This is a genomic window from Bradyrhizobium sp. 197 (genome assembly GCF_023073375.1).
Lineage (GTDB): Bacteria > Pseudomonadota > Alphaproteobacteria > Rhizobiales > Xanthobacteraceae > Bradyrhizobium.
Map to the genome: position 1 here is coordinate 179,418 of NZ_JADPJJ010000055.1, position 17,241 is coordinate 196,658.

Consider the following 17,241-nt stretch of genomic DNA (forward strand, 5'->3'; position numbering starts at 1 on the left):
AATCAACAATGAGGCGCCTATCTCACATCTGAATACGGCTTGCTGCTAGGATCGTCTCTTGGGACGATATTCTAGGCCTGCCGGATTGCAGACGTCACCTGCGGCTGCGTTGATCTTGGTGCTCTATGTTCTGCGAGGAAGATCATCACGTGCCTTCGGCTTTTTCTTGCGAATGCGGCAAAGCCGTCGAAAGGTCCCAACCAGGTATCGTGATACGGGCGATTTCAGTCACGCGATAATCGCATGGTCCCGTGAGATTTCGCCAGGCCAGCCGGTCCAAGCCGCGCGTCCGCCAAGGAGTTGAAAATCTTCTACTCGCGCCCGTGAGCCCCTCCGCTAAAAGATTTTGGCCTTAACTCTTCATCGCTAAAGCGAACCACACCGAACGCCTCGCAACCTGCTCAGCTATTGCTTCGAGATCCGCAAGCGTTGCCAGACCTCATGACGCCGAAGGCTCCAGGCTAGTTCAAAGCTTCGAGACGTCGCAAAACCGTGTCCTCCTGAGACCGGCCGCCCTACAGGCATCCTTCATGTCTTGATCGCATATGACGTCAGCCTCGCTATGAGCCATACGAAAGATATGCGCTTTGCCGATGGCAGCCTCCGTAAAGACCAGCTTGGAGCCCGGCATGGTCAAGTAGACCTTCTTTCCAAATTTGAGAGAGCGAGGATCGTCCTCACTTCGGATGGTCAAATGCGATTGCGCTTCATCAAGTGCATCAAGGACGCGAACAACATCGCAGAGCCAATAGTCCGGGCCATCGTAGCTACCATGCGGCACTCGCACCGTGCACGGCACAAACACAAAGGCCCCCGGATCAAGCCGCTCCAATACTGCTTTTGTCCGATCCGAAATGAGCCACCAGCCGTAGTAAGGCTCCAGGTCAATTGGCAAGCTGCCAGCCGATTTATCAAACACAAAGGGCGCAGGCGCGGTAGAAGCCGGCAGCCGGAATACCTTGTAGGGAGGAAGGATACTTTCGTGCTCGAGCCAATAGCCCGCCTTGCCTCCCACGCCGTAGTCGGGACCCATTTCGTAAAAACGGCGCTTTCGCGCTCTGGGTCGTTTCGCAATAGAAACTGCACTTTCCTCGCCCATGACTACGTCCCATTGAACATCATGCCCATCGGGGCACAACGAAGAACTACCATCAACTGCCAATAAAAAAGCCCGCGGCACCCCCGCGGGCTCGATCCAAATCCATCTCGACGATGCCATTCTGCCGGTGTTTTGCCCGACGTGTCAAATGACCTATCCTGAATGGGACGCACGCAACTACCCTCGCGTATCGTTACAGTCAATCATGACGAACCATCGGTACAGAAAAGAACGGGCAAGCCTTCAAATCGATCGGAGTCCTTGTAACGAGCCGAGAAGCGCTCGCGCGAATCGCGACCAAACGTGTCGCCGTCTTTGACCACAAGCCCGTGCTCAACCAGATAGACGGTAAGACCGTCCACCTTATCGATCAACGTTGGAAGCGTCAGCTTGTGGGTCTCGAACTCGATTTCACGTCCGGCAAATGCTGACAGCCCTATCGTTACCGCGCCGATGCCTGTCTTTGATCGGAACGGCAATATGTCCACCCACAGCGAGGAAGGATAGTCGGGAAACGGCGCAAACGATCGGCTGGACAAGTCCAGCCATAGCTCGGCGGATCGTGCGACCCTGCCATTCCAGACCACGGCGCAACATTCCGGCATCGTCGCGATCAATGCGCCGATAACAGCAGTCGTCAGACGAGCGGAGGGCAACGGTCGCTGATTTTGGCCGAGCACGGAGACGATCAGATGCCCTCGATGCCGCGCCGCAACCGACTTGCTCTCTGGCCATGTCCCGGCGGCGCGCGACCACAGGCCGGCATCGTCAGGGATGCGCGCCGGCATCGACATGACGGCAACAAGCTCGTTGCCACAGCGAATGAGCGGCGAGTTTGTCTGAGCCTGTTGCACAGCTCCGTTCTCCCCCACCTCCGTCGCCAATTCCGGATGTCGCGCGCGAAGGACCTTGGCGACCGCCGACATATCCGGCGTCACAGGATTGTCCAATAAGACCAGAGAGAGAAGCGAGTTACTCATCGACTGCCCCGCAGAAATTGGGCGAGACGACAACTTCCGTTCTCGCCCACAGTTGAAACTTGGTTTCGTAGAACAAAACAAGAACCTCGTCAATCAATATTCCTTGCTCCCATGGCAGTCGTACGAATATCGATGCGGATCGCACACAAGCCATATCCATGTTCTCGATCGACCTCGACGCCCTCTCCGGCGCCCCGGCCCGCCGCCTGCTGGCGCTGCACCTCGCCGGCGTGCATGCGTTCGCGACGGCAATGAGGTGGTCTGCATCGGCGCGCTGAAGGAGGTGGACGACGGTAGCGCGGAGGTGAAATCGATGCGCACTCATCGGCCGCCGCGGCGCTGCTGCCCGAGCCGATGCGTAGACGGTCCACCGCAGCTCGCATCCAAGTGAACATTAAAATCTCCTGCGCCGCAAAATGAGTAAGCCACTCAAGCCGCTCAGACTAGCCGCGGGCACCCCGAAAGATTCTTCTAAACAAAATAGCAAATGACAAAGACGGTGCGAAACCGGCGGCCTAGGCTTGAGATATCACCGCGCCTCACTCGGCATCGATCGGCAACGACAACGCCGGGGTTGCGCTCCCGCCCTGCTCGCACGATGGACATGCGCCATGCTGACGCGCCGACGCTTCAAGCAGATCAAACCCCTCCATGAGCGACTCGCAGACGAAGCGACACGCCTTCGCGAGGAGGCGCGCACGCTCGCGCCGGGGCGCCGCCGCGAGATGCTGCTGCGCCGCGCGCGGCAGGACGAGACGGCCATTCACATCGACGCCTGGCTGCATTCCCCGGGCCTGAGGCCTCCGACATGACACAGCAATATCGCGCCTACCTGGTCGGCGAAAACGGTGTCTTCCGCTCCGCCGAAGCTTTCGAGGCCACGTCGGATGCGACCGCGCTCATCTTCGCGCAGCAATTCACGCGGCACGGCAAGGTCGAGGTCTGGCAGCTCGGCCGCAAGATCGCCGTGCTCGAGCCCGAGCAGTCGGCGACATTGCTGACGCGTCAATGATCGCGTGATTCTGAAGCTGTCCTGAAGATCTCGATCGCGAACGAGAAGTTCACCTGCATCACGGGACCTGCGGCATCGCGAACGTCGATCGCCATCGTCTGCCTGCGGCCGGAGGGAGGCGCGGAGAGGATGGCGTCGCGCGCCATATCCGCGACCGACTTGGCGGCCTCCGCGTGAACGGAGCGAGGGCTTGCCAGCTCCAGCCCTTCCTCGTCGAGCGCTACACCGGTCTCGTCGCGCAGGTCGAAATAATATCGGGGCATTGCAGCATCCTTTGCCGTAATAGGTCCGAAGCGGACAAAGGGTTTCCGGCGGCACGAAAAAATCTGTGCGGGATCAATGGGTTCCAGGAACTCCAGCGTCCTGCCCGCCGATTCCGCGCCTGCGTCGCGGACGCGCGCGCCACAACGGCCTAATCACTCATCCCACGACGACGGTTTCAAGCAAAACAAGCAAGCAGACAGGTGCTGCCGCCGACCCAGTAACCGCGCGGAAGCCGAGCGTGAAATTCGATGAAGACGCGAACGCGGCAGCATCAGTTGCCGCGTTCGTGCCCGGTCTCTTCACGGCGAAAGCGACAGGGGCGAAATGACACTCGCCACCCTCACTCCTCCGCAAGCTTCCGCTCGATATAGGCATCCACCGTCTCGGCGAACGAGCGCTGCACGCCGACCGCGGCACCATGCTGGTCGAGCGCATCGCGCTGGAGCACGCGCAGGCCGCGCCCGCGCATGCACACCGGCGCCGTGTTCAGATATGAATCGATAGCGCCTTGGGCGAGCGGGATGGCTTTCGGGTCGCCCCTTGCGATCAGAAGGCGCAAGAGGCTCTGGCATTCGGCCAAACCTGGCATGGGATCAGCGACTCACGCCTGCTGCGATGTCGACTTCGGCCGCTTGACCGGCTGGGTGTGCGTGCCGAACAGCGCCAGCAGAAACGCGACTTCTTCCTTCGAACCGACCTGGATCATGGTGATCTCCTTTTCGCCTGGTTGGTCGGGCGCCGCGGGCGGGGAGTTCGAGACTATCTGGTTTCAGCACTGTTTCAGGCGTGTTTCGTCGAGACGCGCCATGCCGCATTGGGCACGCAAACGGGCCGGAGCACGGCCCGGCAGCTACGCGACAGCGAAAAACACGCCACCCGATTAGGAACAGCTTTAAGGGCCAAAGGGTTATTCGGGCGTCGGTCCGGATGAACGACCGACAACCTCCACGGCCTCAGCTCGGCCCGCCGCGCTGGGGCCGTTTCTTTCCACTCGCAGGTCAAAGCAGGCCAGAGGTTCAGCCGCTATGGGGGCAGCGTTGGCAGCCTGAAGGCGCCGACCGAGGCGGCCTTAGTTTTGATCTCGTCTGGGCTTCTCCCAGCATAGCTTGTTGCACCCGGAGCACCGAAAGATGGCAATCGCCCCGTCCGGTGAAGCAACCGCGTCGATGAACGTCATGGGTATGTTGCACGCAGCACAAATAGGCCGCTGCCTGGTGTCTTGGTTCGCCATTCCGCGCAACGCGGGAACGGCGGACGAGGTTTCTATTGTTCTGGAGGCTCAGGGTGCCAGATCTTCGGAACCCGTTGCTGAAGCAGTGTCGTTGACATCTCGATCTGCTCCCGCGAACGGCGCAGCAATCGTCGTGTCGTTTGGCTTGCGTCAAGCTGGTGCGTTTTCTGCACGTCGAGATAGGCCTCGAATTCCTTGCTGATGAGCATGACAAGCTCCCGTTTTCCTGCTCTATTCGCAGCGTAGGTTATGAAACGATTTAGGACAGTCCAAAAGTGAACACGCGGAGGGAAGCTCGCCTGCAGCCATCCGGTGCGCTCTTGCCCTCTTGCGCAATCCGAACCCGTGCCTTTCACCTCACATTCATGACCCCGCCCTTAAACTACGGCCGAGAAAACGGCACGTAGGTAGGATCATGTCCTTTGACCCGATGGCCGCTGCGGTTGACTGGCTCGATGCCTACCGCGACGGCGATATCGAAATCATTCTGGCAATGTATGCTGACGACGCGGTCGTCCATTGCGGCTGCGGCGGCATGAAAACGATCTCGGGCCGGCGAGGCTTGCGGGAGTATTGGGTCGATCGCATGAAGAACTACCCCGCATCCCGCCTGGACAACCTCCAGCCGACCGCGGACGCAACGATCATCTCATACGTTTCGCGCGACGGCATCGTGAGCGCGATCCTCACTTTTAATGCCTCCGGGAAGATCGCGGCGCTGAGCTGCGGGCCTTCAAACTAGCTGTTTTTCAGGGTCTGCGCTTCTGCGGGACCGTCGGCAGACAGCCTCGCTCACACCCAGACCTCCTCGCGGCAACCATCGCACCGGTAGATCAGGACCGGGCGATCGCGTTGCACGTCGAGGATCGAGGTCAGGTAGTGCGTGGACGTCTCGCATTTGGAGCACGACGGCCCCGGCTGATGATGATGGACTCTCAACGGCCCGGCTTACTGGTCCTTGCTCATTTCCCCTCGCTGGCGAACTGAGTCCTAAGTCCCAAAGTGAACGTTTGTTCCCTGGCGCGGTAGCGCTTCTAATTCATGGGCGTGCCCAGACGTCCCATGATCGCGCGCTGATCCTCGGCATAGTCCTGAACGACTTGGTGGGATTCAGGCCGTCGCCGTTCGTCCAGGGTCGGGACGGTGCAGATGCGCGCGGCGCGGCGCGCCAGTTCTTCGTAATTTTCCGCCACCTTGCGCAGCACTTCCCGCGTCTCGGCGTACTCGCAATTGTCCGCCTTGGTGCGGAATTCTTCCGCCCGCATTCGCCAGTACCGCGGAGGGTGCATCCTTTCGGCGCCCATGGGCCACTCCTAGGTTGGGTCCAGCCAATTCCTGTTCGTTAATGGACCGCGCGTCCAGATGTTCCCGTCCCGAATCAAACGTAGATAGCGCAGCAAACTGCAACCAATGGCGGCAACGTCTCGCGGGACTGATCGACTTTAGTTCAAATGCAGCAAGGCACATTCGGCAGGATGCAATTCGTTCGCGCCATGCTGAAACGTGTCCCTTGCGAAAGACGCAATCGGGAAAGCTTCGGAGAGAGATCGTCGATGTATTACGTCGCCGCTGCATTGCTGGTGCTGTCGGGACTGTTCTATTCCGCAAGCCATCACGAGATCGGCTCGTTCGGCGTCACCATGTGCACCTATGGGAGCGCGTTCTGCGACAACCCGCTGATCGTCTTTTCCGGCGCCGCGCTGGCCGGCGCCTGGGGCATGTTCGTCAGCATCAAATAGTCCCGAAGCGTACTTGCTCAGGGGACAAACGCCTCGCTGCTCTCCATGCGCACGTTGCGGACGCGCGACGGCCGTCCATGGTCGCCGGTTGCGCCAGGGATGCGCGCAAAAGCGGGCACCGAGTGTTCTTCGATGATGCACTTATACAGGTGTTTTGCCCGACGAGTCAAAAGTCGATTAGCTTTATCAGAAATTGGCGAGGAGCCCGCTCATGCCCCGCTCGGAACCTTGTTCCCTCATTAGCAGTTGCTAACGACGCCCCCGACCGAGGTCCCTCCTGCCATGACCGACAGTGCCCTCACCCCCCCGAAATCGGCGCCGACGCTGTTGCAAAGGCTCGGGCCGGGTCTCGTCACCGGGGCGGCCGACGACGATCCCTCCGGCATCGCCACCTATTCGCAGGCCGGCGCGCAATTCGGCTATGGCTTGCTCTGGACGGTGTTTCTCACCACACCGTTCATGATCGCCATCCAACTCGTCAGCGCCCGGATCGGCCGCGTCACCGGCAAGGGGCTGGCCGCCAACGTGATGCAGATCGCGCCGCGCTGGGCGGTGCTGACGCTCGTCGCCATGCTCGTCGCCGCCAACACCTTCAACATCGCCGCCGACATCGCCGCGATGGCTGAGGCGCTCTCGCTGGTGATCGGCGGCCTCAACCACGAGCACGCGCTGATCTTCGCGGCGGGCTCGACCCTGCTGCAGGTGTTCCTGCCTTATCGCCGCTATTCGCCGGTACTGAAATTCCTCACTTTGGCGCTGTTCGCCTATGTCGCGACGGCCTTCACCGTGAATATCCCGTGGAGCACGGCGCTGCTCGCGGCGGTGTGGCCGAAGGCCAATGTCAGCGCCGACTACCTCATGATGGTGGTCGCCGTGCTCGGCACCACCATCAGCCCCTATCTGTTCTTCTGGCAGGCTTCGCAGGAGGTCGAGGAGATGAATCAGGGCAAGCGCGACAAGCCGCTTCGCGGACTGAAGCGCGGCGGCAATCCCGAACTCGCGCGCATCAGGGTCGACACCCTCGCCGGCATGCTGCTCTCCAACGGCATCGCCTGCTTCATCATCCTAACCACCGCGTCGGTCCTGCACGCACATGGCGTCACCAACATCAACTCGGCGACCCAGGCCGCCGAAGCGCTGCGGCCGCTCGCCGGTGACTTCACTTTCGCCCTGTTCGCGACCGGCATCATCGGCACGGGCCTGCTCGCAATTCCGGTGCTGGCGGGTTCGGCCGCTTACGGCGTGGCGGAGATCTTCGGCTGGCGCGCGACGCTGGAGGCCAAGCCGGACGAGGCGGTCGGCTTCTACACCATCATCGCCGCGGCGACCATTATGGGCTTCGGGCTCGGCTTCACCGGGATCGGCTCAATTCAAATGCTGGTGTGGAGCGCCGTGCTCAACGGCATCGTCGCCGTTCCGATCATGGCGATGATGATGCTGATCGTCTCGAGCAAGGCGATCATGGGCCGCTTCAAGGCCCGGTCATGGCTCGTCGTACCGGGCTGGCTCGGCACCGCGTTGATGGCGCTGGCCGTGCTTGCTCTGCTCGGCTCTTCCGCGATCGGCTGACTAACCTTGCGACAATGGCCGTAAAACGTCTAGGGCCAGGCCCGCTGCGGGCTTCACGCCGATCCGTGGTTGGCCTAACAATTGCGACCAGGGCCGGGGCTTGCGACCGGGCCTCAAGAAAAAGCAAAGCCCGGCCGGGCGACGGGGAGCGACATGACCAAATCATCAAAAGCAACAAGTCTCGAAATTCTCGCCTGCGATGCCGGTTGGAGAAACTACCACTTCGTCAAGCTGACGACCGAAGACGGTATCGTCGGCTGGAGCGAGTTCGACGAGGGCTTCGGCTCGCCCGGCGTCGGCGCTGCGATCCAGCGCCTCTCCGCCCGCGTCATCGGGCAAAACGTTTTCCGGCACGAGCGAATCTACGCCGAGCTGTTCGCGGCCACACGTCCCGCCGCCGGCGGCGTGGTGGCGCAGGCGCTCGGCGCGATCGAGAACGCACTGCTCGATGCCAAGGCGAAGTGTCTCGGCGTGCCCTGCTACGAACTGCTCGGCGGCAAGATCCGCGACCGCGTCAGGGTCTATTGGTCGCATTGCGCGACATGGCGGATCAATCATCCGTCCTGGTACAAGCCGCCGATCGAGAACCTCGACGGCGTCAAGGCAATGGGACGCGAGGTGCGCGAGAAGAAGTTCACCGCGCTCAAGACCAACATCTTTTCCTACGACGACGGCAAGCCGAACGGTTGGCGGCCGGGATTCGGCTCTCCCTTCGCCCCCGAGATCAACGTCGACCGCAAAATCCTGCGCGACCTGCGCATGCATCTGGAAGCGATCCGCGACGGTGCAGGCCCCGACGTCGACATCCTGCTCGACTGCAACTTCAACGCCAAGACCGAGGGCTATCTGAAGATCCTGCGTACCATCGCGGACCTCGACATGTTCTGGATCGAGATCGACAGCTTCAACCCGGAAGCGCTCGGTTACATCCGCAGGCAAAGCCCGCATCCGATCTCGTCCTGCGAGACGCTATTGGGCCTGCGGGAATTCCTGCCCTATTTCCACGAGCGGGCGATGGACGTCGCGATCATCGACACGCCCTGGAACGGCGTCTGGCAGTCGATGAAAATCGCAGCCGCCGCGGAAGCGTTCGAAGTCAACGTCGCACCGCATAATTTCTACGGCCATCTCTGCTCGATGATGAATGCGCATTTCTGCGCCGCGGTGCCGAACCTGCGCATCATGGAGATCGACATCGATCGCTTGGCATGGGACCGCGAGCTGTTCACGCATGAGCCGGAGATTGCGAACGGGCATCTGGTTATTCCAGACCGGCCCGGCTGGGGCACCGAGCCGAACGAGGAAGCCCTTCGCGCGCATCCGCCAAAGGCCAGCGGCGGGCTCCTCAACTACGGTCGCAAGGATTGAGGCCGACTACGGCGTCACGGGGTTGATCGTCGGGGACGTGTTCGGCCCCGGCCGCTCCGGCTCGATCGGCGACTTCTGTTCGGTCGGGAGCACTGCCGCACCAGCGGCGCGCGCAGCTTCGCCCGTGGTCGCATACATCGCGACGTGAGCCGGCTGCGTCTTGGCGCGATTCCACGGCCCATGATCGACGATGAGCATCGCAGCAATCGTCACGCCGGCCACAATCAACGCAATCACGCCGGGATGGCGAAGCGCTGACAACATGGAGTTTGCGAAGCGATCAGTTGCCATCATCGTATGACCCATATTTTTTCCTCTCGCAGGTTAATTCAATGACGTCCCGCGAGTTCCACCATTCGCATAAGCAAGTTCCGAGCCACCGCGTGGAACCTGATCGCGACTAGGCCATCACTTTTTCACATCAGGCCGCGCATCGTCAACGAACCTGTCGCGGTTCGGCATATTGACCGCCGCAAGCGATTTTGCATCGAGCGCCGCATCGGCTGCCACCAGCCCGTTCAGGTTCAGGATATAGGCGGACACCGCATAGACGTCCTCGTCACTCAGCGACTGCGGCGCGTTCTGCGGCATGGCGCGACGGATGTAGTCGAACAGCGTCGGCGCATAAGGCCAATAGCTGCCGACCGTTCGGATAGGCTTAGGAGTCCTGATCGTGCCCTGCCCTCCGACGAGCCGATCACCCAGTCCGCCCTCGCCCTGGTCGCCATGGCATGAAGCACATTGCTGGGCGAACACCTCGCGCCCGTGGCCGACTGAGCCACTTCCCTTCGGCAGATTGCTGCCGTCGCGCCCGATATCGATATTCCAGCCTGCGATCTCCGCAGCCGTCGCCGGGTGCCCGATGCCGTACAGGCTTTGCGCCTGCGCCTCGCTTGCAAAGACAGAGACCACGATTGCAACGGCGATGCTGCAAATCTCACGCCAGCGCATTGGTCACCTCACCGTCAGCCGCGATGCGCCAGGGCCATATCGCGTTGTTGTGGTAGAAATAGTTCTCGCCGCGCACCGCGAGCAGCTCGGACAGCGTCGGCTGCACATAGCCGGTCTCATCGATGGCCCGGCTCTGGATCACGGCAGGTTTGCCGTCCCATCGCCACGGCAGACGGAAGCGCGTGAGAGCGCGCGTCAGCACCGGCTCCTGCAATCGCGCGTCCTGCCAGCTCTTGCCGTCATCGACGGATATCTCGACGCGCGCGATCTTGCCATGCCCGCTCCAGGCGATGCCGGTGATCTCGTGGAAGCCGGGCGCGTTCAGACGCTGGCCGCCCGAGGGCCGCGTGATGATCGACTTCGCCTCCATGAAGAACGAAAATTCACGTGCGGTGCCGTCCGGCAGGAGGTCGGTGTATTTCGAGGTCTCCTCTCGCGAATAGACCGGCTCCGCCGTCACATGCAGGCGGCGCAGCCACTTCACGCTCATATTGCCCTCGAAGCCAGGCAGGAACAGCCGCAGCGGATAGCCCTGCTGCGGACGCAGCCGCTCCCCGTTCTGGCTGTAAACCAACATTGCGTCCTCGAGGCATTTCTCGATCGGGATGCTGCGGGTCAGCGCAGCGGCGTCGGCGCCCTCGGCGACGACCCATTTGGCTTCCGGCTTCAACCCGGCCTCCTGGAGCACCAGCTTGAGACTGACGCCGGTCCATTCCGCACAACTCACCAGACCCACAAGCTCCGATGCTGTCTTGCCGTAAGGCTTGCTGTAGCCGGGATTGCCGGAGCATTCGAGAAAGTGGACGCGCGATTCCGACGGGAAACGCCTGAGATCGTCCATTGTGAAGATCAGCGGACGCTCGACCAGCCCGTGCAGCATCAACCGGTGCTGAGCCGGATCGATGGTCGGAACGCCGCCGTGATGCCGCTCGTAGAACAGTCCGTTCGGCGTGATGATGCCATCGAGCTCCTGCAATGGAGTCCGGCCGGAGGCCGATATGTATTGCTTGAGAGTCTTCGAGATGTTCTTGACGACGCCCTTCTCGAACGGTGACGGCGCGCCATAGGGTTGGCTTCCCATCGGTTCGCCCGGCGCCTTCATCCATTCGGGAATGTTGGGTGGAAGGTTGTCGGTCTCGGCGGCAGCCGATGCACCGGCGCCCATGACGGTGCCACCCGCCACCGCAGCGCTGCCGCGCAGAAAGAGGCGGCGAGTCGTGCCTGCGGATTTGTCGTCGGCGTCGAACGTGCTGCTCATTTGCGGATCCTCGGCTGAAGCGCCACCCGCATGAAACATTCTGCGACGTGCATTTGCAATTCGCAGCTGTTTCAAAAATAGGCGATTTCGACCTCGACTGATCTAAATAGCGCGGCGGCGACGGCAGTTCCCTTCTTCGCAACGCACAAACGGCTCGTGCGTCACTCACCCGGCGCGATCGCATTGCTTGGTGTCGGCCGGTCGGCGATCTGCTGGCCGAACAGGCTGCCGATCAGTTCAACCGCGGTCCGCGCGGTGCGGCCACGTTCGTCGAGGAACGGATTGAGCTCGACGATGTCGACTGATCCGACCACGCCGGAATCGTGCAGAAGCTCCATGATCAGATGCGCCTCGCGATAGGTCGCTCCGCCCGGCACCGTCGTGCCGACACCCGGCGCGACGCAGGGGTCGAGAAAATCGACGTCGAAGCTGACATGCAGCACGCCGTTGCCGGCCCTGACGCGCTCGATGACGCGGCGGATCAGCACGGCGACGCCGAACTCGTCGATCTGTCGCATGTCGACAACCCTGATCCGGCGCGCGCGCATCAACTCCTTTTCGAGCTTGTCGATTGAGCGCGCGCCGAACAGGTCGAGCCTGTCGGGATCGATCGAGGCGCGCGGATCATCGCCGAGCAATCCGTCGAGGCCGGGTTCGCCGCACAGGAACGCTGCCGACATGCCGTGCATATTGGCGGTAATCGTCGTCTCCGGCGTGTTGTAGTCGGCATGGGCATCGAGCCAGAGCACGAACAGCTCGCGTCCGCGCTCCTGCCAGTGACGGGCCATGGCGTTCACCGATCCCATCGACAAGGTGTGATCGCCTCCCAGGAAAATCGGCAGCGCACCGGTGTTCGCGATCTCGTAGCCTTTGCGGCTCAGCACGCGCGTCCAGCGCTGAATTTCGCGGTAGTGATTGGCTTTGTCGGGAGGCCTGTCCGCGAGGTCCCGGACCTCGGCCACCGAGAGATCGCCGTAATCAGTGACCTCGAAATCCAGGCTCTCGAGCAGTGTCGCAAGGCCGGCGGTGCGGAGCGCCGCAGGACCCATCAGGGTGCCGCGCTGCGAAGCCCCCATGTCGATGGGAGCGCCCAGCAAGGCGATGCGCCGGGCTCGATCCGTCGGGGTCCGATCGGTCACAGCCGTCTCCTGAGATCAGCAAGATTGCGCCAGCCTAACAGAGATTCGCGCCCGTCGTTTCACGGGGGAGGTCCGCGTAGCGGTGTATCGACGCGGAACAAAACCCCGCGCGCCGAATTGCTCATCCACGGCCGGTACCCGCCGTAAAAACCACGGCGCCTGTCGCGGATAGCCAAAGGTCGTCGGACCCGCTGTTCAGAACGAGCGCTCGCGCGGATAGCCAAAGGTACCGGCCTCCGACACACGATCAGCCTGGAGGTCGCGCGCTTGAGCACGGAGATTCCGCAGTCCACTTCCCACCCCGGCATGGCCGAGCGCGCCATCGATGCCGCGACGGACGTATCCCGCACCGTCGGTGAGGTCGCAGGCGGCTTGCATGCAGCTGTCGACCGCATGACCTCCGCAATCGATGAAGCGCGAAAGCCCGGACGGCCCCTCGCGACCGTTGCGGCAATCACGCGCGAAGCGCCGCTTGCGAGCCTGTTTGTTGCTTTCCTGTTCGGGGTCGCGGTGGCGCGTCGGCGCTAGAGCGGGCCCGTTCAGGCGGCGTTGACGGCAGCGCACTCGACCGCGAGGAATTGCCGCTCGAATGCTTCCGCCGGCATCGGGCGGCCGAAGAAATAGCCCTGCCCTTCCTCGCATCCCATGCTCACCAGAAAATCGGCCGTAGCGCGATTCTCGATGCCTTCAGCCACGACCGTCAGTCCGAGCTGCTTGCTGAGGCCGATGGTCGACCCGACGATCGCGGCATCATCGGAATCCGCGAGCAGATCGAGCACGAACGACCGGTCGATCTTTAGCCCGTCGAGCGGAAATTTCTTCAGATAGCTCAGGCTCGCATAGCCAGTGCCGAAATCGTCGAACAGGACGCGGACGCCGAGCTGCTGGATGCGCTTGAACATGTCGAGCACGCGGCTTTCGTCGTGGAGCAGGATGTCCTCTGTGACCTCGATCTCGAGCAGCGACGGCGTGAGCCCCGTTGCGTCCAGAAGCGTCGCGACCGAATGCGCGAGATCGCCGGAGTGAAGCTGCGAGGGCGACAGGTTGATCGCGACGCGCACGCTATTGCCGGACAGCTCCCAGGCGCGCGCCTGCCGGCAGGCGGTCTCCATTACCCAATTCGCGATCCGCTCGGATAGCGCCGAGGTGTTGACCACCGGCATGAACTCCCCGGGCGAAACGTAGCCGCGCACGGGATGCCGCCAACGGATCAGCGCTTCGGCCCCGATCAGGCTGGCGTCGATCAGGCGTACCTGAGGCTGGTAGAACAGCTCGAACTCGCCGCGATCCGCGGCAAGCACCAATTCACTCTCCAGCGTCAGCCGGCTCTCCAGCTCCTGCCTGATCGCGCTCTCGAAGATCACATGGCCGCCCCGCCGCGTCAGCTTTGCCTTGCTCAGCGCGAGATGGCCATTGCTCAGGAGATCGTCCGCGTTGCGCCCGCCTTCCGGATAGACGGCGACGCCGATGCTTATCCTGACGCGATGCTGCCGTGTGCCAGTCGCAAGCGGTGCTTCGAAGGCGAGCGCGATTCGCTCGGCGAACTCTGCGATCGGCTCGCCGCCATCAGAGCCTTCACGCGCAATGGCGAATTCGTCTCCGCTAAGCCGGGCAACGATAGCGCCATCCCCCGCCTGGCCCTTCAGGCGAATAGCGACCGCCTGCAGCACGAGATCTCCGGCGGAATGACCCAGCATGTCATTGATGCTTTGGAAACCGTCGAGCCCGATCACGAGCAACGCGACCTCGCAAGAGCGCTGCCCCGCGTCCGCGATCATGTCGACCAGTCCGGCATGCAGCGTGTTGCGGTTGGCAAGACCGGTCAGCGCGTCGTATTCGGCGAGATATCTGACGCGGTCGGCCTCGCGCTTGCGGAGCGAGATGTCGCGCAGGATGGCTCCGTACTGGAAACCGTCCGTTCCCTGCCAGCCCGAGAAGCTCGCCTCGACCGGGAAAGTGTCACCGTTCTTGCGCCGCCCTTCGAATTCGACGACGACCGCCCCGCCGGGCACGAGGAGCGCCTGGCGTGCGGCGTTGCGCATGGACGGCCTCGCGTTATCGTCCACCGGCACGGCGCACAGCGTTTCGAACGGGCGGCCGATGATCTCGGCGGGCATATAGCCGAAGATCGCACTGGCGCCGGGATTCCACACCGTGATCAGTTGATCTTCGTCGGTGCAGACGAGGCCATCGCCGAGCGACATCGCGATCCGATGAAAGCGGCTTTCGGCGATGCGTCCCAGGAGACTACGGAAGTCGATTTCGTCCAGTGCGATCGCCGCCAGATAAGCGACAATCGCGATGTGGCACAGCGATGTGTCGATGATGAGGGGCCATCTTGCCTGCACGAGGATAGCGACCAGCTCGAAGGCCGCTCCGGCTGAGATCAAGATTGCGACGCGAGCTCCCGGTGCGAAGCGGCGCCACGAATACATCATCAGCAGGCAGATCGCACTGAGGCCCAGGATCATGCCGATATCGGAGGTCCAGCGCAGCATCCGGTTCTGGAGGATCGATTCTGCTGCCAGCGCCTGGAGGACGGGTCCCGAGACGATGCGCCCGTTAGGAACGCTGAACCGATCGCCGAGTTCGAGCGCCGTCGCACCAACGATGATTTTTTTATCTCTCAGCTTGTCGAGAGTGGCGGTATCGCCGCGGAGCACGTCGACATAGGAGACAGTCGGAATGGAAGCGCTTCGAATACCGAAATCGATCAGGAAAGGCGGCCGCCGATTGGCGTCCTGCCCGGCCAGCACGACGGCCATCGACGGCATCAAGGCATCGCCGAGCTTCTCGGCGAACGGATAACGGCGCACGAGCCCGTCGGATTCGACCGCGACATTGACGACGGCGGGCCACGACTGGTTGCTGAACGGCTTCAGAGGCCGATTGATGTGAGCCCCGCCGCCATTCGGCGTCGGCTGCTTGAAGGACGGCAGGATCGTCGAGCCGCCGACTTCACGAAGCGCAGTGACCAACGCCTCGTCAGAGGCCGGATCAGATGGCGTGCTGAAATCGATGTCGAAGGCGACGTCCTGCGCCCCCGCCGCCTCGAGCCTGTGCAACAGTTCCGCGTGCAGCCGGCGCGGCCAAGGCCATACCCCGATCTGGTCGATCGAGGGCGCGTCGATGGCGACCACGACGACGTTGCCGCTGGCAGCACGCGATTGCCATGCGAACCCCAGATCGGTCAGCGCGTTGCGAAGCGCACCGTGCCACCCCGTGGACAGCACCACCGCGAGTGCGGTCACGACAAGAATATGCGGCCGATAGCGTTTCACCCGATCCTCCTACACACCCGCGTCGGCGGGTGCGCCCCTCATCCCCTAGGAAATCGCCTCAGTGCTTGTTATGGCCGTAGGCATTGCCGTGACCATTGCGGCCATTGCCGTTACCGGTGGCGCCGTCGTTGCCGTTGCCGTTGCTTTCGTTTCCTGGACTTCCACCGGACACATTATCCGGCGGCCCAGCGGTGGTCGCAACGGTCGTCGCGCTTGCCGACGCCGATGTGGCACTGGCTGCGGATGAACTGCTGCTCACGCTGACTGCCGTTGTGTTGGAGCTATTGGCGGCTGCGGTCGTCGTGCTCGCCTTCGTATCGCTCCAGACCGTCTCGGTACCAGCGCTGGCGTTCGCGTTGCGCACCTGCCCGGGAGCAACAGCGCCGTGGGCGAGTCCGTGCGTGACCTTGTGGACGTTCAGCTTGAGCTCGCCAAGCGAGCTCGAGATGCGCACGACCCCAGCCTTGGGCGCGTGAACTCCGGCTGCCTGATGCGATTGCTTAGCTGCGCCGGCCGCCTTGGTGCCCTTGTCGACCGGACCGAGCGCATGAATCGCACGGCCATTCGCTGCGCTGCGCGGAGCCGACAGGCCCGATTTCGGCACGGGGACGCGCTCGATCGTCGAGGCGCGCGGCTTGCCGTGCTCGATCGGATTGAAGGTGCCGGCACCGCTCAGGCTGATACCGGGCTTGCCGTGCTCGAAGGCGGTAGCCGCTTGTCCCGGCATGACCTGAGCGATCTGTCCTGTCTTGAAGTCGGAGACCTCGACTTGGCCGCGAAGCACGCCGACCTTGGTGCTGCCCGCATTCACGGTGACGCTGAACTGCGTTCCCTTGACCACGGCGGCGAGATAGGGCGTCTCGACCTCGAAATGCTTGACGTTGCGCTTCTCGACCTCGAGCAGGATCGAACCTGCCTGCTGGATGATGGTGGTCGAGAGACCCTCCTTTTTCTCCGTGGGCAAGCCGACCACCGAGTTGGGAGAGATCAGTATTGTTTCCTCGCCGCGGACGAGCAGTACGCGCCCGTTACGTCCGGTGCGAATGGTGTCGCCGGGCTTGAGCGCCTCCTGCTGGTTCAACGAAACCTGCTGAGCGCCGTTGGTGGCGACCCAGACGTCGCCGGTGGCCTTGCCGACCGACCAGACGCCATCGTCCGCGGCGGAGGCGCCGGAGGCCGTTCCCAGGATCAGCGCAGCCACCAAGGCGCACCGCATTCCAATTTTGACCAGCATGACGATCCTCAGTCCGCGTTACAGCCAGTCCTGGGGGGTATCCGAAATCACTCAAGATAGAATTAGCGGGAAGCGGCGAGCGGAGCGGTCGCGTTAACGATTCATTGACCATAAAA

19 protein-coding genes are annotated in these 17,241 nt (G+C 62.4%); 7 read left to right on the forward strand and 12 right to left on the reverse strand.

The genetic code is table 11. The features are described 5' to 3' along the window. Nucleotides 1-466: 466 nt before the first annotated feature. Nucleotides 467-1,099, reverse strand: a complete 633-nt coding sequence (locus IVB27_RS12210) for an imm11 family protein (RefSeq protein ID WP_247443836.1) — start codon at nt 1,097-1,099, stop codon at nt 467-469. A gap of 203 nt (nt 1,100-1,302) precedes the next feature. Further along, on the reverse strand, nt 1,303-2,079 hold the full coding sequence (locus IVB27_RS12215; protein ID WP_247443837.1) for a DUF4261 domain-containing protein: 777 nt from the start codon (nt 2,077-2,079) through the stop codon (nt 1,303-1,305). 611 nt (nt 2,080-2,690) lie between these two features. Here IVB27_RS12215 and IVB27_RS12220 point away from each other — a divergent pair. Continuing rightward, a complete protein-coding gene (locus tag IVB27_RS12220; protein WP_247443838.1) occupies nt 2,691-2,891 on the forward strand; it encodes a hypothetical protein in 201 nt (66 codons plus the stop codon). Next, a complete protein-coding gene (locus IVB27_RS12225) occupies nt 2,888-3,091 on the forward strand; it encodes a hypothetical protein (protein WP_247350673.1) in 204 nt (67 codons plus the stop codon). The genes IVB27_RS12220 and IVB27_RS12225 overlap by 4 nt, the downstream gene beginning before the upstream one ends. Here the strand turns inward: IVB27_RS12225 and IVB27_RS12230 are convergent. The 3 genes from IVB27_RS12230 to IVB27_RS12240 form a co-directional block, all read right to left on the reverse strand. Continuing rightward, entirely contained in the window at nt 3,085-3,354 is a 270-nt protein-coding gene (locus IVB27_RS12230) for a DUF6894 family protein (RefSeq protein WP_247443839.1), read from the reverse strand. The genes IVB27_RS12225 and IVB27_RS12230 overlap by 7 nt on opposite strands. Nucleotides 3,355-3,695: 341 nt before the next feature. Continuing rightward, the gene (locus tag IVB27_RS12235; protein ID WP_247350667.1) at nt 3,696-3,944 is read right to left on the reverse strand and encodes a hypothetical protein; all 249 of its coding nucleotides are present in this window, start codon (nt 3,942-3,944) and stop codon (nt 3,696-3,698) included. Nucleotides 3,945-4,618: 674 nt separating this feature from the next. Beyond that, nucleotides 4,619-4,795, reverse strand: a complete 177-nt coding sequence (locus IVB27_RS12240) for a hypothetical protein (protein ID WP_247443840.1) — start codon at nt 4,793-4,795, stop codon at nt 4,619-4,621. A gap of 206 nt (nt 4,796-5,001) precedes the next feature. Here IVB27_RS12240 and IVB27_RS12245 point away from each other — a divergent pair, with 206 nt between their 5' ends. Next, nucleotides 5,002-5,328: a nuclear transport factor 2 family protein gene (locus IVB27_RS12245; RefSeq protein WP_247443841.1), complete on the forward strand. Its 327-nt coding sequence runs from the start codon at nt 5,002-5,004 to the stop codon at nt 5,326-5,328. Between the two features lie 292 nt (nt 5,329-5,620). Here the strand turns inward: IVB27_RS12245 and IVB27_RS12250 are convergent, their stop codons facing one another. Next, nucleotides 5,621-5,890, reverse strand: a complete 270-nt coding sequence (locus IVB27_RS12250; RefSeq protein WP_247443842.1) for a hypothetical protein — start codon at nt 5,888-5,890, stop codon at nt 5,621-5,623. Nucleotides 5,891-6,139: 249 nt separating this feature from the next. On the opposite strand from IVB27_RS12250, the gene IVB27_RS12255 reads away from it, so the two are divergent. The 3 genes from IVB27_RS12255 (at nt 6,140) to IVB27_RS12265 (ending at nt 9,262) form a co-directional block, all read left to right on the forward strand. Continuing rightward, nucleotides 6,140-6,325, forward strand: a complete 186-nt coding sequence (locus tag IVB27_RS12255) for a hypothetical protein (protein WP_211398252.1) — start codon at nt 6,140-6,142, stop codon at nt 6,323-6,325. A gap of 282 nt (nt 6,326-6,607) precedes the next feature. Next, nucleotides 6,608-7,894 carry an NRAMP family divalent metal transporter gene (locus IVB27_RS12260; RefSeq protein WP_247443843.1) on the forward strand — a complete coding sequence of 429 codons (1,287 nt, stop codon included), beginning with the start codon at nt 6,608-6,610 and terminating at the stop codon, nt 7,892-7,894. Between the two features lie 153 nt (nt 7,895-8,047). Beyond that, a complete protein-coding gene (locus IVB27_RS12265) occupies nt 8,048-9,262 on the forward strand; it encodes a mandelate racemase/muconate lactonizing enzyme family protein (protein WP_247443844.1) in 1,215 nt (404 codons plus the stop codon). Nucleotides 9,263-9,268: 6 nt separating this feature from the next. On the opposite strand, the gene IVB27_RS12270 is transcribed toward IVB27_RS12265, so the two are convergent. The 4 genes from IVB27_RS12270 to rocF all read right to left on the reverse strand — a co-directional run bounded on the left by IVB27_RS12270 (nt 9,269) and on the right by rocF (nt 12,610). After that, nucleotides 9,269-9,553 carry a hypothetical protein gene (locus IVB27_RS12270; protein WP_247444028.1) on the reverse strand — a complete coding sequence of 95 codons (285 nt, stop codon included), beginning with the start codon at nt 9,551-9,553 and terminating at the stop codon, nt 9,269-9,271. 117 nt (nt 9,554-9,670) lie between these two features. Next, nucleotides 9,671-10,213, reverse strand: coding sequence for a c-type cytochrome (locus IVB27_RS12275; RefSeq protein WP_247443845.1), 543 nt, complete (start codon nt 10,211-10,213; stop codon nt 9,671-9,673). Beyond that, entirely contained in the window at nt 10,200-11,471 is a 1,272-nt protein-coding gene (gene soxC, locus IVB27_RS12280) for a sulfite dehydrogenase (RefSeq protein ID WP_247443846.1), read from the reverse strand. The genes IVB27_RS12275 and soxC overlap by 14 nt, the downstream gene beginning before the upstream one ends. 161 nt (nt 11,472-11,632) lie before the next feature. Beyond that, on the reverse strand, nt 11,633-12,610 hold the full coding sequence (rocF, locus tag IVB27_RS12285) for an arginase (protein WP_247350647.1): 978 nt from the start codon (nt 12,608-12,610) through the stop codon (nt 11,633-11,635). Nucleotides 12,611-12,877: 267 nt separating this feature from the next. Between rocF and IVB27_RS12290 the strand changes: the two genes are divergently transcribed. Next, nucleotides 12,878-13,138 (forward strand): hypothetical protein, encoded by a 261-nt coding sequence (locus IVB27_RS12290; protein WP_247350644.1) that lies wholly within the window; start codon nt 12,878-12,880, stop codon nt 13,136-13,138. A gap of 11 nt (nt 13,139-13,149) precedes the next feature. Here IVB27_RS12290 and IVB27_RS12295 read toward each other — a convergent pair whose 3' ends face one another. Both IVB27_RS12295 and IVB27_RS12300 read right to left on the reverse strand, forming a co-directional pair. After that, a complete protein-coding gene (locus IVB27_RS12295) occupies nt 13,150-15,891 on the reverse strand; it encodes an EAL domain-containing protein (protein ID WP_247443847.1) in 2,742 nt (913 codons plus the stop codon). Between the two features lie 58 nt (nt 15,892-15,949). Beyond that, entirely contained in the window at nt 15,950-17,125 is a 1,176-nt protein-coding gene (locus tag IVB27_RS12300) for a FecR family protein (protein ID WP_247443848.1), read from the reverse strand. Nucleotides 17,126-17,241 lie beyond the last annotated feature (116 nt).

What these genes read in the sequence shown, in the direction of transcription:
- IVB27_RS12215 (WP_247443837.1), bottom strand. Translation starts at nt 2,079, where the DNA reads ATGAGTAACTCGCTTCTCTCTCTGGTCTTATTGGACAATCCTGTGACG.
- soxC (WP_247443846.1), bottom strand. Translation starts at nt 11,471, where the DNA reads ATGAGCAGCACGTTCGACGCCGACGACAAATCCGCAGGCACGACTCGC.
- IVB27_RS12300 (WP_247443848.1), bottom strand. Translation starts at nt 17,125, where the DNA reads ATGCTGGTCAAAATTGGAATGCGGTGCGCCTTGGTGGCTGCGCTGATC.
- IVB27_RS12270 (WP_247444028.1), bottom strand. Translation starts at nt 9,553, where the DNA reads ATGGCAACTGATCGCTTCGCAAACTCCATGTTGTCAGCGCTTCGCCAT.
- IVB27_RS12250 (WP_247443842.1), bottom strand. Translation starts at nt 5,890, where the DNA reads ATGGGCGCCGAAAGGATGCACCCTCCGCGGTACTGGCGAATGCGGGCG.
- IVB27_RS12260 (WP_247443843.1), top strand. Translation starts at nt 6,608, where the DNA reads ATGACCGACAGTGCCCTCACCCCCCCGAAATCGGCGCCGACGCTGTTG.
- IVB27_RS12230 (WP_247443839.1), bottom strand. Translation starts at nt 3,354, where the DNA reads ATGCCCCGATATTATTTCGACCTGCGCGACGAGACCGGTGTAGCGCTC.
- IVB27_RS12265 (WP_247443844.1), top strand. Translation starts at nt 8,048, where the DNA reads ATGACCAAATCATCAAAAGCAACAAGTCTCGAAATTCTCGCCTGCGAT.
- IVB27_RS12235 (WP_247350667.1), bottom strand. Translation starts at nt 3,944, where the DNA reads ATGCCAGGTTTGGCCGAATGCCAGAGCCTCTTGCGCCTTCTGATCGCA.
- IVB27_RS12225 (WP_247350673.1), top strand. Translation starts at nt 2,888, where the DNA reads ATGACACAGCAATATCGCGCCTACCTGGTCGGCGAAAACGGTGTCTTC.
- IVB27_RS12245 (WP_247443841.1), top strand. Translation starts at nt 5,002, where the DNA reads ATGTCCTTTGACCCGATGGCCGCTGCGGTTGACTGGCTCGATGCCTAC.
- IVB27_RS12240 (WP_247443840.1), bottom strand. Translation starts at nt 4,795, where the DNA reads ATGCTCATCAGCAAGGAATTCGAGGCCTATCTCGACGTGCAGAAAACG.
- IVB27_RS12220 (WP_247443838.1), top strand. Translation starts at nt 2,691, where the DNA reads ATGCTGACGCGCCGACGCTTCAAGCAGATCAAACCCCTCCATGAGCGA.
- IVB27_RS12255 (WP_211398252.1), top strand. Translation starts at nt 6,140, where the DNA reads ATGTATTACGTCGCCGCTGCATTGCTGGTGCTGTCGGGACTGTTCTAT.
- IVB27_RS12210 (WP_247443836.1), bottom strand. Translation starts at nt 1,099, where the DNA reads ATGGGCGAGGAAAGTGCAGTTTCTATTGCGAAACGACCCAGAGCGCGA.
- IVB27_RS12275 (WP_247443845.1), bottom strand. Translation starts at nt 10,213, where the DNA reads ATGCGCTGGCGTGAGATTTGCAGCATCGCCGTTGCAATCGTGGTCTCT.